22 protein-coding genes and 3 tRNA genes are annotated in these 24,402 nt (G+C 71.7%); 18 read left to right on the top strand and 7 right to left on the bottom strand.

Translation table 11 applies throughout. The annotated features are described in order from the left end of the window. The first annotated feature begins 1 nt into the window (after position 1). From AC07EJ_RS38450 to AC07EJ_RS38470, 5 genes are all read left to right on the top strand, one after another. Positions 2-4,762 carry a hypothetical protein gene (locus tag AC07EJ_RS38450; RefSeq protein ID WP_478885992.1) on the top strand — a complete coding sequence of 1,587 codons (4,761 nt, stop codon included), beginning with the start codon at positions 2-4 and terminating at the stop codon, positions 4,760-4,762. Next, entirely contained in the window at positions 4,759-5,220 is a 462-nt protein-coding gene (locus AC07EJ_RS38455; protein WP_389490098.1) for a hypothetical protein, read from the top strand. The genes AC07EJ_RS38450 and AC07EJ_RS38455 overlap by 4 nt, the downstream gene beginning before the upstream one ends. Next, positions 5,204-5,854, top strand: a complete 651-nt coding sequence (locus AC07EJ_RS38460) for a hypothetical protein (protein WP_393587081.1) — start codon at positions 5,204-5,206, stop codon at positions 5,852-5,854. Before AC07EJ_RS38455 ends, AC07EJ_RS38460 begins: the two co-directional genes overlap by 17 nt. Before the next feature lie 83 nt (positions 5,855-5,937). Beyond that, positions 5,938-8,577, top strand: a complete 2,640-nt coding sequence (locus AC07EJ_RS38465) for an Hsp70 family protein (protein ID WP_393587083.1) — start codon at positions 5,938-5,940, stop codon at positions 8,575-8,577. Continuing rightward, entirely contained in the window at positions 8,574-9,053 is a 480-nt protein-coding gene (locus AC07EJ_RS38470) for a tetratricopeptide repeat protein (RefSeq protein WP_389490092.1), read from the top strand. Before AC07EJ_RS38465 ends, AC07EJ_RS38470 begins: the two co-directional genes overlap by 4 nt. On the opposite strand, the gene AC07EJ_RS38475 is transcribed toward AC07EJ_RS38470, so the two are convergent. From AC07EJ_RS38475 to AC07EJ_RS38485, 3 genes are all read right to left on the bottom strand, one after another. Further along, on the bottom strand, positions 8,977-11,004 hold the full coding sequence (locus AC07EJ_RS38475; protein WP_389490089.1) for a CHAT domain-containing protein: 2,028 nt from the start codon (positions 11,002-11,004) through the stop codon (positions 8,977-8,979). The genes AC07EJ_RS38470 and AC07EJ_RS38475 overlap by 77 nt on opposite strands. Continuing rightward, the gene (locus tag AC07EJ_RS38480) at positions 11,001-11,426 is read right to left on the bottom strand and encodes a hypothetical protein (protein WP_389490087.1); all 426 of its coding nucleotides are present in this window, start codon (positions 11,424-11,426) and stop codon (positions 11,001-11,003) included. The genes AC07EJ_RS38475 and AC07EJ_RS38480 overlap by 4 nt, the downstream gene beginning before the upstream one ends. A gap of 140 nt (positions 11,427-11,566) precedes the next feature. Beyond that, the gene (locus tag AC07EJ_RS38485) at positions 11,567-12,055 is read right to left on the bottom strand and encodes a YajQ family cyclic di-GMP-binding protein (protein WP_116511131.1); all 489 of its coding nucleotides are present in this window, start codon (positions 12,053-12,055) and stop codon (positions 11,567-11,569) included. Positions 12,056-12,272: 217 nt separating this feature from the next. Here AC07EJ_RS38485 and AC07EJ_RS38490 point away from each other — a divergent pair. Next, positions 12,273-12,354, top strand: a tRNA-Tyr gene (locus AC07EJ_RS38490). 433 nt (positions 12,355-12,787) lie between these two features. Then, complete coding sequence (locus AC07EJ_RS38495) at positions 12,788-14,068, top strand: calcium-binding protein (RefSeq protein ID WP_478885993.1); 1,281 nt, start codon at positions 12,788-12,790, stop codon at positions 14,066-14,068. A 108-nt stretch (positions 14,069-14,176) separates the two neighbouring features. Here the strand turns inward: AC07EJ_RS38495 and AC07EJ_RS38500 are convergent, their stop codons facing one another. Beyond that, a complete protein-coding gene (locus AC07EJ_RS38500) occupies positions 14,177-14,299 on the bottom strand; it encodes a hypothetical protein (RefSeq protein ID WP_389486865.1) in 123 nt (40 codons plus the stop codon). Between the two features lie 249 nt (positions 14,300-14,548). On the opposite strand from AC07EJ_RS38500, the gene AC07EJ_RS38505 reads away from it, so the two are divergent. Beyond that, positions 14,549-15,340 carry a hypothetical protein gene (locus AC07EJ_RS38505; protein ID WP_389486863.1) on the top strand — a complete coding sequence of 264 codons (792 nt, stop codon included), beginning with the start codon at positions 14,549-14,551 and terminating at the stop codon, positions 15,338-15,340. 213 nt (positions 15,341-15,553) lie between these two features. Here AC07EJ_RS38505 and nadE read toward each other — a convergent pair whose 3' ends face one another. Continuing rightward, on the bottom strand, positions 15,554-16,384 hold the full coding sequence (gene nadE, locus AC07EJ_RS38510; protein WP_389486861.1) for an ammonia-dependent NAD(+) synthetase: 831 nt from the start codon (positions 16,382-16,384) through the stop codon (positions 15,554-15,556). A gap of 161 nt (positions 16,385-16,545) precedes the next feature. On the opposite strand from nadE, the gene AC07EJ_RS38515 reads away from it, so the two are divergent. Next, positions 16,546-16,770 carry a hypothetical protein gene (locus tag AC07EJ_RS38515; RefSeq protein WP_266673295.1) on the top strand — a complete coding sequence of 75 codons (225 nt, stop codon included), beginning with the start codon at positions 16,546-16,548 and terminating at the stop codon, positions 16,768-16,770. A gap of 7 nt (positions 16,771-16,777) precedes the next feature. Here the strand turns inward: AC07EJ_RS38515 and AC07EJ_RS38520 are convergent, their stop codons facing one another. Next, positions 16,778-17,434, bottom strand: coding sequence for an SDR family oxidoreductase (locus AC07EJ_RS38520; protein WP_389486859.1), 657 nt, complete (start codon positions 17,432-17,434; stop codon positions 16,778-16,780). Between the two features lie 76 nt (positions 17,435-17,510). On the opposite strand from AC07EJ_RS38520, the gene AC07EJ_RS38525 reads away from it, so the two are divergent. Beyond that, positions 17,511-18,599, top strand: a complete 1,089-nt coding sequence (locus tag AC07EJ_RS38525; protein ID WP_389486857.1) for a hypothetical protein — start codon at positions 17,511-17,513, stop codon at positions 18,597-18,599. Between the two features lie 104 nt (positions 18,600-18,703). On the opposite strand, the gene AC07EJ_RS38530 is transcribed toward AC07EJ_RS38525, so the two are convergent. Next, a complete protein-coding gene (locus AC07EJ_RS38530) occupies positions 18,704-19,966 on the bottom strand; it encodes an amidohydrolase family protein (protein ID WP_389486855.1) in 1,263 nt (420 codons plus the stop codon). Positions 19,967-20,252: 286 nt separating this feature from the next. Between AC07EJ_RS38530 and AC07EJ_RS38535 the strand changes: the two genes are divergently transcribed. From AC07EJ_RS38535 to AC07EJ_RS38570, 8 genes are all read left to right on the top strand, one after another. Next, a tRNA-Thr gene (locus tag AC07EJ_RS38535) sits at positions 20,253-20,325 on the top strand. 45 nt (positions 20,326-20,370) lie between these two features. Next, positions 20,371-20,443, top strand: a tRNA-Met gene (locus AC07EJ_RS38540). Between the two features lie 87 nt (positions 20,444-20,530). After that, complete coding sequence (rpmG, locus tag AC07EJ_RS38545; RefSeq protein WP_100594914.1) at positions 20,531-20,695, top strand: 50S ribosomal protein L33; 165 nt, start codon at positions 20,531-20,533, stop codon at positions 20,693-20,695. Between the two features lie 129 nt (positions 20,696-20,824). Beyond that, on the top strand, positions 20,825-21,277 hold the full coding sequence (locus AC07EJ_RS38550) for an FAS1-like dehydratase domain-containing protein (RefSeq protein ID WP_478885994.1): 453 nt from the start codon (positions 20,825-20,827) through the stop codon (positions 21,275-21,277). A 2-nt stretch (positions 21,278-21,279) separates the two neighbouring features. Further along, the gene (locus tag AC07EJ_RS38555) at positions 21,280-21,708 is read left to right on the top strand and encodes a MaoC family dehydratase (RefSeq protein WP_389486850.1); all 429 of its coding nucleotides are present in this window, start codon (positions 21,280-21,282) and stop codon (positions 21,706-21,708) included. A 115-nt stretch (positions 21,709-21,823) separates the two neighbouring features. After that, complete coding sequence (locus AC07EJ_RS38560; protein WP_389486848.1) at positions 21,824-22,396, top strand: TetR/AcrR family transcriptional regulator; 573 nt, start codon at positions 21,824-21,826, stop codon at positions 22,394-22,396. An 84-nt stretch (positions 22,397-22,480) separates the two neighbouring features. Continuing rightward, positions 22,481-23,932, top strand: coding sequence for a DHA2 family efflux MFS transporter permease subunit (locus tag AC07EJ_RS38565; RefSeq protein WP_389486846.1), 1,452 nt, complete (start codon positions 22,481-22,483; stop codon positions 23,930-23,932). Between the two features lie 43 nt (positions 23,933-23,975). Further along, a complete protein-coding gene (locus AC07EJ_RS38570) occupies positions 23,976-24,356 on the top strand; it encodes a DUF3291 domain-containing protein (protein ID WP_100594910.1) in 381 nt (126 codons plus the stop codon). Positions 24,357-24,402: the final 46 nt, after the last annotated feature.

The following is a 24,402-nucleotide window of genomic DNA, read 5'->3' on the forward strand; positions in this document are numbered from 1 at the left end:
GGTGGAGCCACAGCGGTCCCTGAGGAAAGGTCTGTCCCGGCGCGGCCGACTGGAGAACGCCTGGGCGAGCGCGCTCGCCGACGCCGATCCGCGCACCGGCCTGGAGAGTCTGCGCGGGGTCCTCGCCGGCATCGAGGAGTACCCGGACCGCACCGCTGACCTGTGGCCCTCCTTCCAGCAGTCCTTTCTCGGCCCCCGCTTCCTGCCGCTCGTCGAGGCCGCCGACCTGGACCGCCTCGCCCAGGCCGGCGAGCGCCTGGCGGCCGAGGGGCGCATCGGACTCCACCAGAGCTGGGTCCCGCTCGCCGACGCCGCCGTGGCGCGGTCCGGCGCAGGCGACCGGGACTTCGCCGTGTCCCTGTACACCCGGCTCTACCGCAGTGCGTTCGTCCACGAGGAGTCCCGCTCCATCGCCGCCACCGCCCTGGCCCGGCTCGGCGCCGACCAGGACGACCAACTCGCCATCTACGTGGACATCTTCAGGCGGTACGCGACCGTGCCGCCCGAAGTGCACCAGGTGGTGGGGCGCCTCCTCTCGGCCGGATTCGCCGACGAGACCGGTCGTGTGGAGCGGGCCTTCGCGTTCGCCGGGCAGCTGTCCGCGGCGGGCCTGCGCCTCGCCGGCCTCGACCGGACGCTCGGCCTCGGCGCCCTGCTCCTGCACCGCGAAACGGCCGGCGCGGCGGACCACTTCACCCGCGCCTGCACCGCCGACCCCACCGACGGCGAGGCCCTGCGCGGTCTCATCGCCGCCCGCCTGCACAGCGGCGCGTACGCCGACGCCCTCGCCGCCGTACGCGGACGGGAAGCCGTCCTCACCCCGCGCGGCGCCGAACTGACCGACCTGTGCCGGATGCTGGAGTGGCTGGAACTGGATCCCGGGCGCGAGGGACCACCGGGCCCCGCCACCCCGCCCCCGCTGACCGCCGTACGGCTCGCCACGATCGGCGAGGGCGGCGACAGCCGGCCCTGGGGGCGCTACGCCCTGGGCCGCGCCCAGCTCCTCGAAGGCAACGCCGACCTGGCCACCAAGAACCTCGTCGTGGTCGCCGACGCGTTCCCGGACCGGCCCGACCTCGGCTACCACGCGGCCTGGGCCCAGCTGCTGTGCGGCGAGCACGAGGAGGCGGGGCGCCGCTGCCGCGCGCTGCTCGCCGGCGGCGACGCGCGCGTCTGGCCGCTCGGCTGCCTCCTGACGGACGCCGATCCCGGCCACCGCGCCACCGATGAGGAACGTACGGTCATGAAGGGCGCGGCACACGCCTTCACCGCGGTGGTCACGGCCCGGCTGAGGCTCGCCGAGGGACAGGAGCCCGGCGTCGACCTGGCCTGGGACCCGCTCGGCGCCGAGGGCGCCACCGTCCCGGAGCTCCTGGAGGCGCTGCGCACCCTCCTCGGCGCAGAGGTCGCCGGCGGCCGCCGGAATGCGGTCGGCCACCTGACCGCACTCTCCCTCTTCGGACGCCTGCCCCTGCCCGAACAGCAGCTGTGGCGCGGCCTGCTGGCGCTCCCGGAGGACCCCGGCCGGGCCCGCTCCCTGCTCGAACAGGCCCACGGCCAGGGCCACGACCGCGCCACCCTCGTCCTGGCGGTCACCGAACTGAACGCCGGACACCCAGACCGGGCGGCGGACCTGCTCGAAGGCACACGCGGCCCCAAGGCCGAACTTGTCCGCGCCCGCGCCGAACTGGCCCTCGGCCGCACGGCCGAGGCCGGGCGGCGCCTCGACCGCCTGCCCATGCCCCGGGCCCGTTACGACAGCGGCGTACTGGCGCTGCGCGAGGCCACGGCGCTGTGGGCCGCGGGGGAGAGCGACCGGGCCGTGCAGTGCGCCGAGCGGGCGGCGGCGCGGCTCATCGACGCGCAGGTCGGCGGGGACGGCGCCCTCCCGCCCGTCCCCGCCGACGCCGGACGCCTCGCCCGCGCGGCCCGCCTCCTCGCCGAACGGGCCGGGCGCCCCGCCGAGGGCACGGGCGCCGCACCGTGGCGGGTCGTGCGCCATCACCCCCGTACGGCCTGGCAGCTCGGGCTCGGACAGCTGCTGGTGGACCCCCGCGGGGCGGAGCCCGTACTGGTGGAGGCGCTGGTGGGGTGGGCGGGGGAGGCTCCCGACGGTCCGGCCGACCGTGATGAGGGCGACGCCCGTGCCGTGGAGGTGCTCGCCATGGGGCTGGGGCGGGCCTGCCTGCTGGCCGAAGACCCGGCGGGTCAGGGCGAGTTGGCGCAGGCGCTCGGCCTGCTCGCCGAGGCGTGGCCGCTTCCGGTGGTGGCCCGCGAGGCCCGCCGTGCGGCGTCGCTGGCCGGGCTGCACGACGCGACCGTCCCGCAGGCGGATGCCACGGCCGACGTCAGGGACGACCCGCTGCTGGCGCTGCCCCTCGCGGCGGCCGCCCTCACGGCCGGCGACAAGGCGGATGCGGTACGGCTGCTACGGGCAGTGGGCGGCACACGGGGTGAGGGCGCGGAGGACGCCGAGGGCACGGACGGTACTGATGACGCGGCCGAGGGCACGACCGGCACTAAGGACGCGGTCGAGAGTACGGACAGCGCCGCCGAGGCCCCCGACCACGCTGCCGTGCACGTCGTCGCCTTCCTCGCCGAGGCCCTCGAAGGCAAGCCGCCCAAGGAACTCCCGCCCGTCAGCGGCAACCCCGCCCTGCCCGCCCCCCTCCTCGTCGTCCAGGCGGCCGGCCACCTCCCGGCCCAGCGCGCGAAGGCGGCCGAGGCGCTCACACTGGCCCTGCGCGACCACGACCTGACCGGCCTGGTCGACGTGGCCGCGACCCTGCCCGCGCTCTGCGCCAGGGTGGCCCGCGCAAGGCGGCGGGACGGCCGCGCCCAGGCCCTGGCAGAGGTCGTACGCCGCCTGGCGGACCGCCTCCCCGAGGGCGCACCGGAAGGCGGAGCGCCGGACGAGGACGGCCCCGTCCCGCTCGACGCCCTCACCCTCGCCCGGTGCGCCGCCGCCGTCGGGGACCACGAGGTGGCCGACGGGCTGTGGCGGCGCGTTCTGAACGCCGACGCCGACGCGGCCGCCGCCGAGTACGGGAAGTACCTCTGCCACCGCGCGGTGGCCGCCCACGCGGACGGCGACCCCGCACGGGCCCTGGACCTCCTGGGCCGGGCGGCCGGTCATCTCCCCGGGGAACACCCGGCCCACCGGCACCACGACGACCTGGAGCGCAATGACCGTTCCGGCGCCCTCCTGAAGCACCTCTTCCCGGGCGCGGCCCACACCTGGGAACGCCCCGGCAGGCTCCCGGCACTGGAGGACGCGATGGCGGAGCACCCCGTGTGGCAGGCCCTCGCGACGGATCAAGCAGACGCCATAGAGCGGCAGTTGAGGGGGTTCTTCGCGCGCAAGGCCGCCCGTGACGACATTCCCGTACTGCACTCGCTGGCCGTGGTCTACCGCGAAGAGGCTCTGGCGAAGCTGGCCCGCACGGGAGCCGCCGACGAGGACCTGGTCACCGCGACGGTCCTGTGGGTCCTGCTGCTGTGCCACCCGGGCTTCTGGGAGGCGTTCGCCGTCCGCCCGGGGGCCGACGACACGGGAGATCCCGGTGCCGACGCGGCGACCGCTCCCGACGCCGGGTATCTGCGCACCTCGTTGACCGAGGAGCTCCTGACCCTGCACCGGAGCCACGGCGCCCGTGCCCTCGCCGAGCACCGCGAGGACCAGGCCCGCCTCCATCTGAACTGCCTGACCGCCCTGCGCCAGGGCATCCACGTCACCCGCACCCTGCTGGCGGAGGGGCCGCTGGCCGGGGTGCTGCCGGGCGTGGACGAGGACCTCTTCGCCGTCGTCGCGGACCGCGCGGGCGCCCTGCTCGACGACTGGTCCACCGACCTGGTCCGCGCGGCCGAGAAGCGCGTCGACGACCCCGAGCGGGTCCGTGCCCTGCCGGACGGCATCGACAAGGACTACGAAGAGGGCATCAACAGCCTGGCGAACGCCGTCGACCACGGCTTCGCACCCACGAGCGTCCTGAGCACCGTCGTCGCCTGGCACAACGAGTGGCAGAACTGCCTCTACCAGATGGGCGACCGGGACCACATGCGTACCGTCGTGACCAAGGCGGTGCGGTACGCGGAACTGCTCGCCCGGGGCGCCGTCCAGGGGCGCCCGCACCTGCGCGAGAACCAGCTGCTCGCCGCCCACTACGTGGACCGCGGTCTCCTCGACCGGGACACCGGCAAGGCCATCGCGTACTTCGAGCTGGCCACGGCGTGGAACCCGGCCAACACCAACGCCCCGCAACTCCTGGAGCAGTACCGCCAGGACGCCCTGTTCAGCACCGCCCTCGACCACATCAAGGCGCGCCGCTACCCGAAGGCCCTCGCCGAACTCGACCGCGTCCCGAGGAACGACGCCACCAGGAAGACCCTCGACCGGCTCCGCACCAGCACTCTGATCAACCACGGCTACGTCCTGCTCGACGCCGAACGGCTCGACGAGGCGGAACGCGCGATGCGCGACGCCGAGCGCATCGCGGCCGCCGGCGACGACCCCAAGATGCGCGAAGAGGCCGCCAAGGCGCTGCGCGCGCTGGCCACCGGGATGAACAACCGCGCGGTGGCCATGAGCAACTCCGCACTGAGCAACATCGAACGCTCCGTCCGCACCGGTCCGAACGCCGTGGAAGGTGAACTGCGGGCGGCCGTCACCCTGTTGCGGCGGGCGGAGCGGATCGCCCCGGAGGCTGCCACCCGGGACAACATCACCCGTATCGAAGACATCTTGCGAAGGCTGCGCTCATGACGACACCCGCGTCGGCGAACCGTCGGCCCAACCCGTTCCACGTACTCGGACTTCCCGTCGACGCCACCAAGGCGCACATCGTGGAACGGGCCGAGGAAGGCATCCAGACCGCGTCCACCGCACAGGACCGCGACCTCTACAACTGGGCGATGCGGGAGCTGATCCTCAACCGGCGGGACCGGCTGCGGTACGAGGTGACCGAGCCGCCCGGCACCGATTACCGCGACCGCCGCTGGGACGCCTTCGCGCGCGCTCACCGCACCTACCCGGAGGACCTCGGTGGCCAGAACCTGCGGCCCGAGGACTTCGATCTGCCCCAGGCGCTGCGCCGCACCGTCCGCGCGCTGGCGACCGCGCCCGTCGCGGGGACCGGCGACGCCCTGCGTACGACCCCTGCGGCAGCCCACGCCCAGGACGAGGAACCAGAACTGGAGGTGCGTGATGTCCTCTTCGGCTGAGCCGGGCGACCTGCCCGGCTGGGACGACTTCGCCGAGCGCCCGGTCCCCGAGGTCCACGGAGCGACCACCGCGCCGGAGGCCGAGCTGGCCGGCGTACTGCAGCGACGTCAAGAAGAACTGGCCGCGGCCCGCGGCGCCTCCGCGGCGGCGGCGGCGCGCGCGCAGGCGCACCTCTTCGAACTGGCGGTGCTCGTCGGCACGTTGGAGCAGCAGGTCACCCGGGCGGAGGAGCCGCTGGCGGCCGTGGGTGAACAGCTCCGGCACCGCGAGCTGAAGAACGTCAAGGACCGGATGCTCGACCTGCTGCGCGGCGCCGGGGTGGAGGTGCGCGACCCGCTCGGCCTCCCCGCCGAGGACGTCCTGGACTGGGCGGACCCGGTGCACTGGATGCAGAGCCCGGACTTCGACGCCGAGGTCGTGGCCGAGACGAACCGGTACGCCGTGTTCCACGACGGCGCGGTGGTGAGCTTCGCCCAGGTGGTCATGGGCGCCCCGGCGCCCGCCCCGGAAAGCGAGCCCGAACCGAAGCCGGACCCGGAACCGAAGCCGGATCCCGAGGCCCAGCCGGATCCCGAGGCGCAGCCGGACCCCGAGCCGAAGCCCGTCCAGGACCCCGCGCCCACGGACACCTGACACCACCTGACACGGACGCCTGACACGCACGCCTGACACCGACCCACCTGGACGAGCAGGCCAAGAAGGAGCGGTCACCCCACATGAGCCAGCAGATCGTCAGCAAGGCCGTAGGCATCGACCTCGGCACGACCAACAGCGCCGTAGCCGTCATGAACCCCTCCGACAGCGAGATCGTGATCCACCGGGACCCGATCTCGAAGTCGTACACGACGCCCAGCTGCGTCTGGCGCAGTCCGGCCGGCGGTGAACTGGTCGTGGGCCGCAAGGCGTTCGCCCGCAAGGGCAGCAACCCGGAACCGGTCACGTCGGTGAAGCGCCTGATGGGCAGCCGTACGACGGTCGACCTGGCCGGCGAGGAGTACACCCCGCCGCAGGTCTCGGCCGCGATCCTGGCCGAGATGAAGCGCCGGATCGAGACGGACGTGGCGGCGTTCGACAGCCCGGACGTCCGCTGGATCGTCGACCGCGCCGTGGTGACCGTGCCGGCGTACTTCGACCAGCCGCAGATCGACGCCACTCGCAAGGCCGCGGAGCAGGCCGGGCTCGAAGTCCTCGGTCTGCTCCACGAGCCGACCGCCGCCGCCAGCCACTACTGCTGGCGCACCGCCACCCGCGACGGCACCTTCCTCGTGTACGACCTCGGCGGCGGCACCTTCGACGTCAGTGTCCTGCGCTGCACGGCGGGCACCTTCGAGGTCCTCGGCATCAGCGGCAACAACCGTCTGGGCGGCGACGACATCGACGAGGCCTTCGCCCGGCACCTCCAGAAGATGCTCCAGGCGGACGGCTACGCCCTCGACCTCGACCCGGAGAACGACCCCGAGGACCGGCTCCGCTTCAGTCAGCTGAAGATCCTCGCGGAGGGCGCCAAGAAGGCGCTCACCGACCAGCCCGACTACATGCTCCGCGACACCGGGCGCCTCACCGACCAGGAGAAGCGCCCGGTCGTCATCGACGCGCTCCTGGAGCGGCCCGAACTCGACGACATCGCCCGCCCGTTGATCGAGCGGACCTTCACCTACTGCGACGAGGCCCTGCGCCGTGCCGAGGACCGGGCCGGCATCACCCTCGCCGACGTCGACCACATCATCCTGGCGGGCGGCTCCACCCACATGCCGCTGGTCAGGGAGATGGTGACGCAGGAACTCTGCGCGAACCCCGCGCCCGGGTCCGCCCGCCAGGTCCGCGCGGCCTGCGAGACGCCGGTCGTCGAGCACGCCGACACGGCCGTCGCGCTGGGCGCCGCGGTCCGCGCGGCAGCCGTGGGCGGCCTGGCCGTCTACGACGAGGACCGCACCGTACGCGTCTCGTTCCGCGGCAGTGCCACCACGGGGTCGGCGGCCACGCACATCGGCGGTTCCGTCGAGGCGCTCACCGACGGTCTGGACTTCAGCGGCGGGTACGTCCGCCTCACCACCACCGCCTTCGAGGACCAGGCGGACCTCTCCGAAGAGGGCGCCTTCTCCTTCACCCAGGTCCCGGTACAGCCGGACGCGGAGAGCCTGCTCACCTTCGAGGTGTACGACGCCGAGGGCGACCTGGTCGCCACGGCGGGCCGCGCGGTCGCCCACAGCTCGGGAGAGCTCCCGCCGGACGGAGGCACGGGGGGAGCCGCCCTCAACTCCAAGGCGATCCACCTGGAAGTGGACCGGGGTGACGGGCGCACCGGCCGTCGCGTACTGATTCCGGCCATGGAACAGCTGCCTTACGCGGCCGACTACGACTTCGGACACCCCGGCACGGAGGACGTGGAGCTGCGCCTGTTCCAGCAGGGGGTGCCGATCCAGGTGATCAAGGTGAGGGTCCCTTCCTCGACACCTCGGGGAACGGCGATCAGGCTGAATGTGGCCATGCAGGAGAACGTGTCCATGACCGTCCAGGGCTCCATCGGCGAGGACACCACCTTCGACGCCCTCCTCGAAGTGCCGGTGGACCCGCCGCTGCCCGAGGCGCCGGCGGTCGACGAGCTCTACCGCCGCTTCGAGGAGAACGTCGGCTATCTCGCGGCGGGCCCGCAGGCCGTGGTCCGCGCCAAGTGGACCAAGGCCCGCCGTGCCTTCGAGGAGGCCCGCGACCGGGGTGACGTACCCGCGGCGGTCCACGAGTTCCGCGAGCTGGAGGAGATCGTGGCCGTCCTCGGCGAGGCCGGCCAGGAACTCCAGCCGCCCAAGCGGGACTTCGACGCCCTGGTCGAGGACTGCCTGCGGCTGCACGCCCACCTCGCCGAGTCGGGGCCGGCCGGTGACAAGCCGTTCGACGGCCCCGAGGTGATCCGTGCGATCGAGGCCCAGCGCGCCGAGGGGGAACGCGCCCACGCCGCCGGCGACCAGCGCCGGTACGGCGAGGCGATCGCCCAGCTCCAGGGCCACTTCACCTACTTGAGGAGCCTGCTGCGCTCCTCCCCGGGCGGCGAAATCTCCGCCCAGGACCGCGCCGAGGGTCTGCTGCGCTTCGGGTTCCAGCAGGTGGAGGAGCTGAGCCGGGTCGCCCTGGCCCGCGGCAGGACCAGTGAGGAACGCGACCTGGCCGCCGTCAAGAGCCGCCTCGAACAGCTCGTCCCGCTCCTCGCGACGAACCCGGATCAGGTGGTCCAGGACGCGGGCAAGCTGGCCGCACGGCTGCGCCAGCTCGCCCAGATCCTGCTCGGCGCCCAGAGCGAGGGCCCCGGCCTCCCGGAAGACCGGACCGGGAACTGGACGCCGTCGGGGGGGAACCTGTGACGCACGAACCGGGCCGCCTCGTCTGCCCCCTGCCGCGCTGCCGGGCCGTCAACAGCGCCACGGCGGAGACCTGCCGGGCCTGCGCCACGCCGCTGCGCGCGTGGGCGCGGCTGAGGGCCCACCCGGCGAATCTCTTCAACGCGGGTCTTCAGGCGGCCAGGTCCGGCCGCACGGCCACCGCGCGCGACCACTTCGCGGCCGTCGTCCACTGGTGCCCGGGCGACGCAGAGGCCCGCAGCGCCCTCGCGCTGACCTGCCTCCTCCTGGACGACCCGGAGGAGGCCCGCCACCACTGGGGCCAGGTCCTCACCCGCCGCCCGAACGACGCGACGGCCGTGAAGGGCCTGGCCCACCTGGACTCCCGGACCCCGGAGCCGACACCGGCGACGGGGGTCACAGTCACGGAGAGTCCGGAGCCTCCGCAGCCTCCGCAGACGTCTGAGAGTGGGCAGACGGAGCCTGCAGCGACTGAATGACCAGCTCCGGCGCCACCCCCAGGCGCCGCAGCATCGTCCGGGCCGTGGAGTCCTCGTCGGTGAGCAGCGCTATCAGCAGCGTCTGCTCGTCGACGGGCTCCTGCGCGTCCCGGCAGGTCTCCTGGACCTTGGACAGCGTCCGCGAGGAGAACTCCCTCGGCTTGGGATTCCCGAGCCCGGCCAGCTTCCGGTACGCGGCCGCGCCGTCCTCGCCCTGCGCGGCGAGCGCCCCGCGCAGCGCCTCGCTCCCGACGATTCCGAACGCCCGCAGCATCATGTACGTGCTGATCTTCTTGCGCTGCACCGAGGCGAGCAGCCGGGCGCACTGCACGGCGGCGGTCGCGCGCGGGTCGAGCGCTCCGATGTCCACCCGCTCGTCGTCGGCCTGCGCCGGCGCGTCCGAGTGCGGCAGCAGCAGCCGCTCGGGCGCGACCCCGATGAGCTGCAACAGCTCGGCGCAGCTTCCGCCGCCGGTCGCGAGGAACGCCAGGGAGATGTCGTCGACACCGATGTCCCGCCCGGCCTCCTGCGCCCGCGCCTCGGCCCCGTCGAGGACCCGGGTCACGGTGCCGGAGAGGCCGATCCGGGGCCGGTTGCCGTTGACGGCGGCGAGCGAGGCGCTGCTCGACCCGGCATGGGTCCCGCTCCCGCGGGGCGTCTGGCCCTGGATCTCGCGCAGCACCTTGGCGAGCAGGTCCATGCGCTGGGCGCCGATCCGCGCGGCGGCCCGCTCCCGTACCTCTTCGTCCTCCAGCAGGGCCATCAGCAGATCGACGGAGGTGACCAGGCCGCGTACGGCGGCGAACTTCCGCGTCTTGTGCAGCAGTTCGGCCGCTTCCGGGGTGAACTCGGGCCGCTCCGGCGCGGTGGCGGGCGGTGCGGCGGGCCCGGCCGCGGTGGAGATCCGCACCTCGGGATCCCCGTAGAGCACGAACGACGCCCAGGCCCAGTCCGCCCGCCGTTCCAGATCGGCCCGCGCCTGCCGCATCGCGGCCCCTGCGGTGATCTGGTCCTGGAGCTGGCCGTAGAAGGCCTCCGCGAAGCGCAGCGCGCTCCCGTCCCCGACCGGCGTCCGGGTGCCGACGACGGTCTTGGCCCCCATGACCATGAAGGACATGCAGGCGCTCATGGTGAGGGAGGCCTCGGCGAGCGCCCGCGAGGCCGGTTCGAGCGCGGGGTCGGCGGACGCGCAGCCGTTGATGAAGACGACGGGCGGCGCCCCGAGCCCGGCCAGCGGCTGGAGGGCGTCCATGTCGATGAGTTTGCGGTTGTGCACCATGAGCCCGGCGGCCCCGTCGACCCCGGACACATGCCCCGAGTAGTGGAAGAGGTCGTACGGCTCCTCGTCCTCGGCCAGCTCCTGGATCACCCGGACCAGGGTCGCGTCCCGCCCGATGAGGACCGTGCACGCGACGCCGTGCCCCTCCAGCCAGGCGCTGATCCGCTCGCTCTCCTCACGGGCCGACGCCAGGTCCCCCAGGGTGTCCCCGACGATGAGCGCCCGCCGCACCTGCGTGCACTCGCGCCCGCCCACCACCGGCCTGCTGACGACGGACCGCCGGCCGAGCTCGTGCACGAGGCCGAGGAAACTGTCCCCGTCGTGCAGCAACTCCCACGGCACCAGGGACTCGTTGGTGCTCACCAGGAGCGAACCCGTCGACTCCTTCAGCTGCCGCACCATCTCGCCCCCGCCGGTGCGCGGAAACAGCGAATCGAAGAGGAGTCTCCCCTTCTGCTTGAGCACTCGGCCCAGCGCCGGGTCGTCGTCACGGGCGTTCTTGAGCGCCTCGTCGATGTCCTTGCACAGGTCCTTGACCAGGTCCTGGCTGACATCGACGGCATGCTCCTGCTCCAGCGGCCCCACCACGGACCCGCCACCGGACTTCAGCCCGTACGCGTACTGGGTGCGCCCCGGACCGTGCGCCGAGGTGCGCACGTCGAGGGTGGTCATCGCCCGTCCCGCCGGTGCAGGTCCAGAAAGCGCGCGATGGCATCGCTCTGCGCCCGGTCCGAGGGATACGTGATCTCCAGGCGCTGGTCGCCGATGGTGATGACGACGGACGGGACCACGTCGTCCGCGCCGGCCGGGGCGGGCTGCCGCGCCGCAGCCTCCCGCCGCCCGGCGAGCCAGCCGCGTACGGCCTCGACGATCGCGACCACGTCCACCGCCCCGCCGACGAGCAGCGTGCAGACCTGGACCAGCTCGGCGACCCGCTGGTCGGAGCCGGGCGCCGTGAGCCGTACCTGATCGACACTGGCGGCCCCCGCGGCCGTCAGCGCCTCGTGGAGGGTGGCCAGATCGGGCCCCGGATCCGGCCCGTGCAACGCCAGTTCGAGGGTGGAACCTGCACCGACCGTGGGTTCTGCCGCCACAACAACCTCCAGTGCCCTGTGGGCAGCGGGAATCTAGTCCCACCAGCCTCGCACCGGGAGCGGCGGCAGACCATCACGTCAGGACAATTGCCCCTGCTTCAGCGACAGTTGCGGTCACCCTCTGGCTTTGTCCGCTGTCCTTACCGGTAGTTCACGAACTGCAGCGCGAAGTCGAAGTCCTGCCCCTTGAGCAGTGCCTGCACGGCCTGGAGGTCGTCCCGGCTCTTCGAGCTGACGCGCAGCTCCTCGCCCTGGACCTGCGCCTTCACGCCCTTGGGGCCTTCATCGCGAATGATCTTCGCGACCTTCTTGGCGTTGTCCTGCGAGATGCCCTCCTCGATGGAGGCGAAGATCTTGTACTCCTTGCCGGAGAGCTGCGGCTCTCCCGCGTCCAGGGCCTTCAGCGAGATCCCGCGCTTGACCAGCTTGGTCTGGAAGACGTCGAGGATCGCGTTGACGCGGTCCTCGGAGTTCGCCTCCATCAGGATCTTCTCGCCGGACCACGAGATCGAGGCGCCGACGTTCTTGAAGTCGTAGCGCTGCGAGATCTCCTTGGCGGCCTGGTTGAGGGCGTTGTCGACCTCCTGCCGCTCGACCTTCGAGACGATGTCGAAACTGGAGTCGGCCATGTCCTGTGGCTCCTTGTAATAGGGGTGTGAAACGGCTTGCGCCTGCATACGTCATCCACGGCCCTGGCTCCCTGGGCCGCACCCGCCAAGCCTAGCCACCGCCCCGCCCCCGGGTGCCGATCAATCGGGTGGCGAAGCACCCCCGTCCATCAGGTATCGTTTACGTCGTTGCCACGGAGCACCGCCCCACAGCGGAGATCCAAAGCAGCAAACCCATGGCGGTGTGCCCGAGCGGCCAAAGGGAGCAGACTGTAAATCTGCCGGCTCAGCCTTCCCAGGTTCGAATCCTGGCGCCGCCACTGGAAGGTAAAAGGTCCCCGACCTGCTGTTTCAGCAGGTCGGGGACCTTTTCTTTTGCCCTCACGCGGGGGCAGGACTGTCTCGCTCTCTCTCGCTCTCGAACGCTCCGTCTCAGAGCGCGTGGACGGGGCGTGGACGGAATCTCCAGGGCCTGTCCGGCGGATCATGTGACCAGCAGCGGAGGGATCCCTGTTCCTCTGGTGGGGCGGGGTGACCTGGCAGGGCATCGGTCCACTTGGCAACGGATCGCAGGACCGAGTGCGGGGTCGGCAGCGTCTGGTCGGTGGATCGCGGGCGGTATGACGGTGTGTCTGTACGGCCGCGCTGGGCGGGTGTGGCTTGATCGTCGGGCGGTCCCGGCAGGGGCCTGAACGCCAACCGACGTCCGTGGCATGTCCTGAGTGCCGCGCTCTTTGTCGAGGAGTCCCCATCGTGAGACCGACCCTGCAACATGCCATGTTCCTTCGACGTGGCGCCGGAGCCGCGGGTGAGCGGCGGCGCCCGGCCAGGCGTGTTGCCGTCCTGCTCGCCACGGTGGCGCTGCCGGCGGCACTGGTGGTGCCCTCGGCCACGCCCGCTGCTGCGGCGCCCGTGACGGTCACCTTCAACGCGGGCGCCAACCAGCCCTTCACCGTCCCGGCCGGCGTCACCCAACTGACCGTCGCCGCCACCGGCGCTGCGGGCCAGAACGGGACCGATGGCGGCGCAGGCGGGAGCGGCGCTACCGTCACCGGCAACGTCACCGTGCCGCCGAGCACCACCACCCTCTATGTCAACGTCGGCACGGGCGGCGGCGCCGGCGGCGGAGTGGTGGCTTTCACGGGCGGTGCCGGCGGCGGTTCCAGTGACGTCCGCACCTGCAGCTCGGCCGGCCCCGGCTGCACCCTGACCGGCGTCCCCGGCACCGACCCCCGCCTCATCGTCGCGGGCGGCGGAGGCGGCGGCGGAACCGGCGTCCCCGGAGGAGGCCAGGTCCCGGAGGCCACCGGCGGAAACGCCGGAAACACCGGGGGTGTCGGCGGCAGCAGAACGAACAGCGGCCAGGGCGGCGGCGGCGGAACCCAGACCGCCGGCGGCGCGGGCGGAGCCGTATGTCCCTACGCCGGTTCATCCGGCACTCCGGGCACGGGCGGTGCGGGCGGCAACGGCGGAGGCGGCTTCGGGGCGGGCGGAGGCGGGGGCGGCTGGTTCGGTGGAGGCGGCGGCGGAGGCTGCAACGTCATCGCGGGTGGCGCCTCTCCCAGTGCCGGTCCCGGTGGTGGCGGTGGTGCGTCGAACCGTGTCCCCACGGGTGGTACCTCCGCTCCCGCTGCGGGGCCGGCGCAGGTGACCATCACCTACGAGCCGCTGCCCCCCACCTGCGCGACTGCCACGGCCACCATCACCGGTACCAACGGCAACAACGTCCTGGTCGGCACTCCCGGCAATGACGTGATCTTCGCTCTCGGTGGCAACGACGTGGTTGACGGCCGCGGTGGCAACGACATCATCTGTGGCGGCGACGGCAACGACGTGCTGTCCGGCGGCGACGGCAACGACCGCATCGAAGGCGGCAACGGCACCGACAACCTGAACGGCAACAACGGCAACGACGCCCTCTTCGGCGGTCCCGGCAACGACGCCCTCTTCGGCGGCCCCGGCACCAACACCAACGACGGCGGCCCCGGCACCAACGCCTGCTTCAGCCCCTCCACCGGCCCCGGCTGCTTCTGACCCACCCCCACCCCACACGCCTCGGACCTCATCGACGAACATCAGAAACGGGCCCCGGCGCATCCCTCGTCGCAGGGCGACCCACGCACGAGGCCCGTTTCAACGCCCTCAGTCCTGCCGGTTCAACCGAGCGGAGATCTTGGCGTTCGCGGCGTCGTCCCCGTCGGTGAGGAACTTGGCGTACACCCGGAAGAGCACGGCAGCGGCAGCCCGCAACGCTGGATTCGCCACCGGATTCCCTCCGCCGGCCCGGCCCGTCGGCCGACGGCAGAACCGCGCAGCGGATACAGAGGGTGACATTCGCCGAACTATCCAAAGCACTTATTAACTGAATGGGTAGATAAAAGGAGTATGTCGCAGCTGCTCCTGCTACGGAGAGTCATATACGGTGACGCCCGTCGCGTCGACCGGGCGTCGGCGCGTGCCTGGTCCTTCGACCAGGTGCATGTCTGGCTCTTCAACCATCCAGAAGGAGTGAGCGTGAACGTTCGCTTTGGCATGAGCCGGGGGACGGCGCTCGTGGTCACCGCACTGGCCGCGATCGTCGCCTCGACCCTCCCGGGATCGGCATCTGCCGACTCGGGCGGAAAAGGAAGTTCCGATCACTGGGGCGTCATCGCGCGCAACACGGTCGGCTCTCCCGTTGCCGCGCTGCGAAAAGGCCCGTTCGGCACCTACGGCGTGCTGGGCCCCCTCGCCATGCCGCCCTATGGAGCGGGCAGCCTCGGGATCGAGGTGGCGGACCGTTCCACCTCGCAGGCAGATCCCGCCGAGAAGATCGACTTCGGCAACGAGGTCGACTTCTACAACAAGCCGGTGCTGGACTTGGACAAGCTCGGCTTCCACGTCTTCCAGACCGGTGAGAACGTCGAATACGGGGGCACGAAGAACCTGCCGAACATCAGGTTGGAGATCGACGCCAACCTGAACGACCCGACGACGGACGACTACACCACCTTGGTGTGGGTGCCGGACGCCGTCCCGGTGACCAATCAGTGGAGCGGCTACATCGACGCCACCGCCTCCGGCTACTGGTTCCTCACCGGCGCCGAGGGCACCGCCACCGGCTGCACCGCTTCCGCTCCCACGCCGTGCACCTTCGCCCAGGTGAAAGCCGCCCTCAACGACGGCGGCGACGCACCCAAGATCCTTACGGTCGCCGTGGGCAAGGGCCGCGACCACCTCTGGGTCGGCGCCGTCGACGGCCTCCGGATCAACGACACCATCTACGACTTCGAGGCCAACGGAGTCAGAGCCCTTCGCGCCGGCTGACGCGACCGGCCCGCCCCGCGTATTCCGTCGGAACGGGGCGATCTGACGCTCCGGCAGTCAGGACGCAGCACCCTCGGAGTGGACGGTCAGGGAGCCGGACACCCTGGCGTCGCCACACGGCAAACAACCCCCTCCGGACTGCGGAAACGCAGTTCGGAGGGGGTTCTTTGCATACCGCAGGGTTCTTTGCATTCCGTGCGCCCACGCTGCCCACTAGGGCGCGATGGGGAGTTGGCGCTTGTGGTCCGTGAGGCGGTAGCGGTGGACGATCGTCTCGAAGGCCCGCTCGTCCACCGGCTTGCCCTCCAGGAAGTCGTCGATGTCGTCGTAGGTGACCCCGAGCGCGTCCTCGTCGGCCTTGCCGGGGTCGAGGGTCTCCAGGTCGGCCGTCGGGACCTTCCACACCAGCTCGGCGGGTGCTCCCAGCGCGTCCGCGACGGCACGCACGCGGCGCTTGGTCAGGCCGGTCAGCGGGACCAGGTCGGCGGCGCCGTCGCCGAACTTGGTGAAGAAGCCGGAGACCGCCTCGGCGGCGTGATCGGTGCCGACCACCAGGCCGTTGTGCGCACCGGCCACCGCGTACTGGGCGATCATGCGCTGCCGGGCCTTGATGTTGCCGTGCACGAAGTCCTGGTGACCCTCGTCGCGGAAGCTCACCCCGGCGGCGAGCGAGGCTTGGAGCGCGGCGTCGCCGGCGGGCTTGATGTCCACGGTCAGTACGTGGTCGGCCCGGATGAAGGAGAGCGCGAGCTGCGCGTCGTGCTCGTCGGCCTGGACCCCGTAGGGCAGCCGCATCGCGTAGAACCGCGCCTCGTGTCCGGCGGCCCGGGCCCGCTCGACGGCGAGCTGGCACAGCCGGCCCGCGGTGGTGGAATCGACGCCGCCGCTGATGCCGAGCACGAGGGAGCGCAGGCCGGTGGAGGTCAGCCGATCGGCGAGGAAGGCCACCCGGCGTTCGATCTCACGCTCGGCCTCGAAGGTCTCGGTGACCTGGAGTTCCCGGGCGATCTCCTGCTGTAGGCCGTTGGACGCCGGCTCGCTCACGTCTGCTCCTTGCTCCGGTTCCTTAGGTGCTGGTCGCGCCCAGCCTACTTGGGGTGGCCGGCCGGTCAGGGGGCGCGGATGCGTCCCTCCGGGCTGTGACATCAGCGTTCGGAGAGGGCTTCTTCGTATGTCCGTACAGCCCGTGGCACAGACTGATCCCCATGTCCGTACCGTCGGCGTCTCGCCGCAGAAACTGCCCCGAGTGCCGCCGCGACATCGCCGTCGTGGCCGGCCGCTTCGCCCGCCACGACCCGCCCGGGGCCCGCAGCGCGGGAGAGCTCGTGTCCTGTCCCGGCTCCCGCAGGCCCGCGCAGCTCGGCGCCGCGCAGCCGTCCCTCGACGGCTACGTGGTGCCCGCAGTGCCCGGCCAGCTCCCGCTCTTCTGAACCGCGCTCAGTTCCCCGCGACCGACTTGACCGCCACCGACACCGGTGCCGACCCGGAGATCAGCTCCAGCGTCAGCCCCGCGGTGGCGGGGGTGTCCAAGAGCTCCGCGAGCGCCGCCGCCACGTCGTCCCGCGGCACCGGACCCCGCCCGGTGGACACCTCCAGGCGTACGAGCCCGGTGCCCGCGTCGTCCGTGAGCATCCCGGGGCGCACGATCGTCCAGTCCAGGCCGGACCGGGCCCGTACGGACGCGTCCGCCTCGCCCTTCGCCCGCAGATACGCGTCGAAGACCTCGTCACCCTGATGGGCCGGGTCCGCGCCGATCGACGACACCACGATGTGGCGCCGCACCCCGGCCCGCTCCGCCGCGTCCGCGAACAGCACGGCCGCGCCGCGGTCCACGGTGTCCTTGCGTCCGGCCGTACTGCCGGGCCCCGCGCCCGCCGCGAACACGGCCGCGTCCGCGCCCTCCAGAAGCCCGGCGACCTCCTCCACGGACGCCGATTCCAGGTCGCACACAAGGGGCTCGGCCCCGGCCTCCCGCAGGTCGTCCGCCTGCTCGGCACGGCGGATGATGCCCGCGACCTCGTCTCCGCGTGCGGCGAGCAGACGCTCGAGCCGCAGCGCGATCTGACCATGACCTCCAGCGATGACAATGCGCATGCTTCCGACCGTACGCCGGGCCGCTCCCGTTCGCCGCGCAACCCTGCACGTGCCTCGTGAGTCTCCTCAGCGACCCGTGCCGCCGGCGGCGGCCGGGTCTCTCATCGGACCTCTGCGGGAGACAGACATCAGCGCCATACGTACCACCACCCTCACCGCGGCCGGCTGCGCCGCACTGCTGCTCGCGACCACCGCCGCCTGCGGCACCGTCGAGAACCTGACGGCTGGTCAGAAGATCGCCAAGGCCGCGGACCAGCTCGGCGAACAGAAGTCGCTGTCCTTCGAGTTGGGCCTCGACGCGAAGCCGGACGCACTCCTGGACCTGGCCGGCGGGCAGGGCGACGAGGCCATGCCGCCGACCGTCGCCAAGGCGCTCGCCGGCGCCCACGTCACCTTCTCCGTACGGTCGAAGAAGCCGCTGTCCGACTCGGACGAGAAGGACTTCGTCGGGATGGGCGTGAAGCTCTCGGTCCCGGGCGGCACCCTGGCCGAGTACCGGCTCGCCGGAGACTTCGTCTACTTCCGCCTCGACATGCAGAAGTCGTCGGAGCTCATGGGCTTCCCCCTCCCTTCGCCGAAGGACCTCCCGAAGGGCGAGGAGGGGCTCGCGAAGGCCCTCGAAGGCGAGTGGGTCAAGGTGGACGTCGTGGACCTCAAGAAGAACACTTCGGGCAAGGGCTCCAGCGATTCCACGGGCTCCAAGGACTCCAAGAGCTCACTCGACGAGAAGACCCAGCGGAAGGTCCTCAAGGCCCTGCGCGGCGTCATCGCCGACGACGTCACCCTCCGCAGCGCCGGTACCGAGAACGGTACGGAGCGCATCGTCGCCAAGGCGTCCTTCCGCGAGCTCCTGACGGACCTCTTCGACAAGCTCGGGCCCCTGAAGGACGAACTGCCGCCCGGCGCCGGATTCCCCACCGCCAAGGACCTCAAGGACGCCCCGGCCAAGAAGGTCGCCGTCGACTTCTCCCTCACCAACGGCGCGCTGTCGAAGATCTCCTTCGACCTCGCGACCCTCGCCGACGGCGAGAAGGGCGCGAAGGTCCCGCTGGTGGTCAAGTTCGGCAAGGCGGGCGACATCAGCGCACCGTCCGGCGCGACCGAGGTCCCGCTCGGCGAGCTCGGCGGCCCGCTCCTGTCGGGTGCCCCGATGGGCGGCTTCTGACGGTCCATCAATGTCGCTGATGAGTGCGGCAGATGGGCTTGACGGCAGTCCTTGGCAGTAGTCCTTGACAGCAGTCCAAGGGCCCCGCGTGCGGGCGGGGCCCTTCAGCCCTGCCCGCAGCCCCCGCCCTCCAGCGGCTCACCCGCCCGCCCCTGCCGCGGCAGATCGAGCGCCGACGCCGAGTCGCAGAACTCCCGTACCGCACTGGTGCGCGCCACCACCCGCCCCCGGTGCACCACGATCCGGCTGTACGCGAGGGAAAGCGCACCCGCGAGCCCGTCGCCGCGTACGGCGAGGAGCTCCGCGGGGAAGCCCGCTTCCACGCGCACCTCCGGCAGCCCGAGCGCGGCCCGCGCCGCCCCGCTGACACAGTCGTACGCCTCCTCCGGGCGCAGCCCGTAACGCGAGGCCAGCAGGTACGCGGCCTCCAGCGGATCGCCGCGCCCCACCGGGTTCGCCACGTCCCGCAGCGCCCCGCTGCCCGCCGCGACCCGCACCCCGGCCGCACGCAGAAGCCGTACGGGAGCCGTCCCGCGACGGTCGACGCCCGTGCAGCCGCCCTGCGGCAGGCAGACCACCGTGACGCCCGCGGCGGCGAGTTGGTCGGCGGTGCGCGCGGCGACCTCGCGCGGCAGCCGCCCCAGCCCGCCGCACGGTCCGACCGTGACGCCGGGCCGCAGCCCTCCGGCCATCGTCGCGATCCGCCCGAGCCGGGCCGGATCGCCGCCGTCCGTATGCAGGTCCACCGCGCAGCCGTGCTCCGCCGCGATCTCCAGGACGGCCTCCACGTGGCCGGTCGGGTCGGGGTCGAGATCCGGGCACCCGCCCACCACGGACGCGCCCGTCTTCACCGCGTCCCGCAGCATCGCCAGGCCGTCGGCCCCTGCCAGGCCCGTCAGGAGCCGGGGCATCGCCACGGTCCGCAGATCGGTCAGCCCGCGCAGCGACCGCCGCGTCTGGAGCACCGCCTCCAGCGGGCCGAGGCCGTGCACGTCGCCGATCCGCACGTGCGCGCGCTGCGCGGTGGCCCCGTGCCCGAGCTGGAGCAGCGCGGCCTCGCAAGCGCGCTGCTGCACGTCGGGCCCGTCGTACGACACGGGCCCCTCCGTCTGTGCGGACAGCGCCGTGTCGGCATGGGAGTGGGGTTCGACGGGGGCGGGGAGCAGGAGGTAGCCACTGAGGTCCACGCGCGCGGGGTGGGCGGTGAGGCTGCCGGCCGTGCCGACGGCCGCGATGCGCCCGTCGTCGAGCCGCACGTCCACGGTCCGGCCGTCGGTGAGCCGGGCGCCGCACAGGAGGAGTGCGGTGCTCTCGGCGTTGGAGTCGTTACCGATGGGGCGGGGGTGCTGCGGCCGGCTGTCGGGCATCGCGCTCCTGGGGTTCGGGGGCGGCGGCCGCGTGGGCGGGGGCCGCCCCGGACCGGGGCGGGCCGGAAGGGGCGTACAAGATCACGCAGCGCGGGTCGAGCCTAGGGCTGCGGCAGGCCCGCTTCGCGGAGGAGCGCAATAGTCGTACTGCTGTGGTGCGCGGTGCCGATGAGGCGGCCGTGGGCGGCTGTTGCGGTTCCGGAAGGGCCGCGGTCCTGCCCATGGGCGGCGGCCGCGAAACGGATTTGGGCGATCGGCGGGCGAGCGTGTAATGTCTTCATCGCTCGCCCCAATAGCTCAGTCGGTAGAGCGTCTCCATGGTAAGGAGAAGGTCTACGGTTCGATTCCGTATTGGGGCTCTGGTGTGAAGTTCCCTCACCTTAGGGTGAGGGGCATCGCATCAAAGCGGTGTAGCTCAGTCGGTAGAGCAAGCGGCTCATAATCGCTGTGTCACCGGTTCAAGTCCGGTCACCGCTACACACAGTAGCCGATTGTGGGGTCGGTCCTCCGGTCGGCTACTATTCATGCGTTCATCCGTCAACCGTCCGTCCAAGGAGCACTCACGTGGCTGCCACCGACGTCCGCCCGAAGATCACGCTGGCCTGCGTGGAGTGCAAGGAGCGGAACTACATCACCAAGAAGAACCGGCGTAACGACCCGGACCGTCTTGAGATGAAGAAGCACTGCCCGCGCTGCAACCAGCACACGGCGCACCGCGAAACGCGCTGACTCAGGCTCGTACATGAGGCCGTCCCCTTTACCGAGGGGGCGGCCTCATGTCGTTATCGCGCGTGTGCGGCCGGCCGTAAGATCCGGCAACATCCGGCAACAGTGCAAAATCCAGGAGGTGCCGAGTCCATGGCGCTCGACCAGTCCTTCGTGGGACGGTCCTACCCGCCCACCGATCCCTATGAGGTCGGCCGGGAGAAGATCCGCGAATTCGCGGAGGCGGTGCGGGACGCCAATCCCGCCTACGTCGATCCGGAGGCGGCCAAGGCGCTCGGCCACCCCGATGTGATCGCTCCGCCGACCTTTGTGTTCGCCATCACGTTCAAGGCCGCGGGCCAGGTGATCGAGGACCCGCAGCTCGGCCTCGACTACAGCCGCGTCGTGCACGGCGACCAGAAGTTCGCGTACAAGCGCCCGGTGCGCGCCGGTGACCGGCTCACCGTGACCTCGACGATCGAGGCGATCAAGTCCCTTGCGGGCAATGACATCCTGGACATTCGCGGCGAAGTCCACGACGAGGCGGGCGAGCACGTCGTGACCGCGTACACCAAGCTCGTGTCGCGCGCGGCCGAGGGGGCGTGACCATGACGACGACGATTCAGTACGCGGACGTGGAGGTCGGCACGGAGCTGCCGGCCCAGACCTTTCCCGTGACCCGTGCCACGCTCGTGCAGTACGCGGGTGCCTCCGGGGACTTCAACCCGATCCACTGGAACGAGAAGTTCGCGGTCGAGGTCGGGCTCCCCGACGTCATCGCCCACGGCATGTTCACCATGGCCGAGGCGATCCGCGTCGTGACCGACTGGGTCGGTGACCCGGCTGCTGTCGTGGAGTACGGCGTGCGCTTCACCAGGCCCGTCATCGTTCCGAACGACGACAAGGGCGCGACGATCGAGGTCAGCGGCAAGGTCGCCGCCAAGCTCGACGACGGCCGTGTGCGCGTCGACCTGACCGCCACGAGTGACGGGCAGAAGGTCCTCGGGATGGCTCGGGCGGTCGTTCAGCTCGCCTGATCGGCATCTACGTAGCTGTGAGTAAGGGGCGCCCTCCGTGGAGGGCGCCCCTTACTCGTGTCCTTGCCCACATTCGGGGTTGACTTAGGTAGTGATTGGCCACTAACTTCATCGCATGGTCAGGATGAGTGCGGAGGAGCGGCGCGAGAGCGTCATTCGTGCGGCGATGATCGAATTCGCCCGCGGCGGCTACAAGGGCACGTCCACCGAGGCGATCGCCAAGCGGGTGGGCGTCTCGCAGCCGTATCTCTTCCGGCTCTTCCCGGGCAAGCAGGCCATCTTCCTTGCGGCGGCCCGCCGTTGCTGCGAGCGGACCACCGAGGTGTTCCGCAAGGCGTCGGAGGGCCTCGAAGGTGAAGCGGCCCTGCGCGAGATGGGGGCGGCCTATCAGGCGCTCATCGCGGACGACCCGGACGTGCTGCTCATGCAGATGCAGATGTACGTCGCCGTCGCCTCCGCGGAGGCGACCGGTGACCGGGAGTTCGGCGAGACGCTGCGGGCCTGCTGGATGGAGATGTATGACACGGCCCGGCTGGCGCTGGGTGCGGATGTCGGTGAGACGACGCAGTTCCTGGCCTACGGGATGCTCATCAACGTCCTGGTGTCCATGGGTTTCCAGCCCGACCACAGGGTCTGGGCCGGCTTCTACGAGTCGGCGCAGCCTCAGCGGTCTCAGCGATCCGAGTAGTGCGGCGCGTGTGTCACGGGGTGCGTATTTTTGCGCCCGCGAAAGTTAGTCATCAATAACTAACCAAGGTCTCAGGGGGAAGCGATGTCACAGCGGACAGCAGCACCACAGCGCGGGGGAGCCGTCTGGGCCCTCGTCATCACCAGCGTCGCCGGATTCATGGCGGCCCTCGACAACCTCGTCGTCACCACCGCACTGCCCTCCATCCGCAAGGACCTCGGCGGAGCGCTCGACGACCTGGAGTGGACGGTCAGCGCCTACACGCTCACCTTCGCCGTGCTGCTGATGTTCGGCGCGGCCCTGGGCGACCGGTTCGGCCGCCGCCGGCTCTTCCTCGTCGGCCTCACCGTCTTCACCGGCGCGTCCGCCGCCGCGGCCATGGCGCCCGGAATCGACTCGCTGATCGCCGCTCGCGCGGTCCAGGGCGTCGGCGCCGCGATCATGATGCCGCTGACGCTCACCCTGCTGACGGCGGCCGTCCCGGCGGCGAAGCGCGGGATGGCGTACGGGATCTGGGGCGCCGTCAACGGCCTCGCGGTCGCGAGCGGGCCGCTGATCGGCGGCAGTCTCACCGAGCACGTCTCCTGGCACTGGATCTTCTGGCTGAACGTGCCGCTCGGCCTCGCCCTGCTCCCGCTCGCCCGGCTGCGCCTCAGCGAGTCGCACGGTACCGGCGCCCGGCTCGACCTGGTCGGCACTCTGCTCGCCAGCAGCGGCCTCTTCGGCATCGTGTACGCCCTGGTCCGCGCGCCCCGCGACGGCTGGACCAGCGGACTCGTCCTGCTGAGCCTGTTCGCCGGCGCTGCACTGCTCGTCGCCTTCGCCCTGCACGGCACCCGTGCCAAGAACGCGATGCTGCCGATGCGCCTCTTCCGCTCCCGCGCCTTCGCCGGGATCAATGCGGCCAGCCTGCTGATGTTCCTCGGGATGTTCGGCTCGATCTTCCTGCTCAGCCAGTACATGCAGGGCGTCCTCGGCTACTCGCCCACCGAGGCGGGCCTGCGGATGCTGCCCTGGACCGGCATGCCGATGCTCGTCTCGCCGATCGCGGGGTACCTCTCCGACCGGATCGGCGGCCGCCTGGTCGTCGCCACCGGCCTCTTCCTCCAGGCCGCGGGCCTCGCCTACTACGCCTCCGTGATCGCCGCCGACGCCTCGTACACCGCCCAGCTGCCCGCCCTGATCATCAACGGCATCGGGATGTCCCTCTACTTCGCTCCCGCGTCCAACCTGGTCATGTCCAGCGTCCGCCCGCAGGAGCAGGGCATCGCGTCCGGCGCGAACAACGCGCTGCGCGAGGTGGGCGGAGCGCTCGGTATCGCCGTGATGTCGTCGATCTTCGCGGCGCAAGGCGGCTACGGGTCCGCGCAGGCCTTCGTCGACGGCATCCAGCCCGCGCTGTGGGTGGGCGCGGCCACGGTGGCCGTCGCGGGAGCCGCGGCCCTGCTCATCCCCTCCCGCCGGCGCGCGGCCGAGGGCCCCAGGAGCGAGCCCGAGCCCCGATCCGCCCCTGTCCTGGAGACCGCGTCGAACTGAGATCGGCCCCGCACCGAACCGGCACTCTTCGAAGGAGCCCGTCATGCCCACACTGCCCTGGACCGTCCCGAACACCCCGCCGGCCGGCGCAGAGGCCCACGTCATGGCCTCCCGCTTCGAGACCCGCACCCTGTGGGGAGCCCTCCGTTTCTTCGCGAAGACCCCCTCTGTCTGGCGCCAGGTGAGCAAGGCGCCCGGCGCGTACGGAGCCTCGGTGAAGGCGGCTCCCCTGCGGCGGACCTTCTGGACCCTGTCCGCCTGGGAGTCGCCGGACGCGCTGAAGCGCTTCGCGGGCTCGGCGCCCCACGGCCCGGCGGCTGGTGGTCTGCGCTCACAGATGAAGGACGCGAAGTTCGTGCGCTGGCAGACCACCACGGACGAGCTGCCGCTCGACTGGGCGGAGGCGCTGCGGCGCCTGACATGAGCCGTGAGGCGAGCTCGCCAGGTATCGAAGGAGAAGACTCGCCAGG

Source organism: Streptomyces sp. NPDC045026 (assembly GCF_056432625.1).

Coding starts and splice junctions, on each gene's coding strand:
- AC07EJ_RS38455 (WP_389490098.1), top strand. CDS start 4,759: ATGACGACACCCGCGTCGGCGAACCGTCGGCCCAACCCGTTCCACGTA.
- AC07EJ_RS38460 (WP_393587081.1), top strand. CDS start 5,204: ATGTCCTCTTCGGCTGAGCCGGGCGACCTGCCCGGCTGGGACGACTTC.
- AC07EJ_RS38465 (WP_393587083.1), top strand. CDS start 5,938: ATGAGCCAGCAGATCGTCAGCAAGGCCGTAGGCATCGACCTCGGCACG.
- AC07EJ_RS38475 (WP_389490089.1), bottom strand. CDS start 11,004: ATGACCACCCTCGACGTGCGCACCTCGGCGCACGGTCCGGGGCGCACC.
- AC07EJ_RS38485 (WP_116511131.1), bottom strand. CDS start 12,055: ATGGCCGACTCCAGTTTCGACATCGTCTCGAAGGTCGAGCGGCAGGAG.
- AC07EJ_RS38515 (WP_266673295.1), top strand. CDS start 16,546: ATGTCCGTACCGTCGGCGTCTCGCCGCAGAAACTGCCCCGAGTGCCGC.
- AC07EJ_RS38520 (WP_389486859.1), bottom strand. CDS start 17,434: ATGCGCATTGTCATCGCTGGAGGTCATGGTCAGATCGCGCTGCGGCTC.
- AC07EJ_RS38530 (WP_389486855.1), bottom strand. CDS start 19,966: ATGCCCGACAGCCGGCCGCAGCACCCCCGCCCCATCGGTAACGACTCC.
- AC07EJ_RS38550 (WP_478885994.1), top strand. CDS start 20,825: ATGGCGCTCGACCAGTCCTTCGTGGGACGGTCCTACCCGCCCACCGAT.
- AC07EJ_RS38555 (WP_389486850.1), top strand. CDS start 21,280: ATGACGACGACGATTCAGTACGCGGACGTGGAGGTCGGCACGGAGCTG.
- AC07EJ_RS38560 (WP_389486848.1), top strand. CDS start 21,824: ATGGTCAGGATGAGTGCGGAGGAGCGGCGCGAGAGCGTCATTCGTGCG.
- AC07EJ_RS38565 (WP_389486846.1), top strand. CDS start 22,481: ATGTCACAGCGGACAGCAGCACCACAGCGCGGGGGAGCCGTCTGGGCC.
- AC07EJ_RS38570 (WP_100594910.1), top strand. CDS start 23,976: ATGCCCACACTGCCCTGGACCGTCCCGAACACCCCGCCGGCCGGCGCA.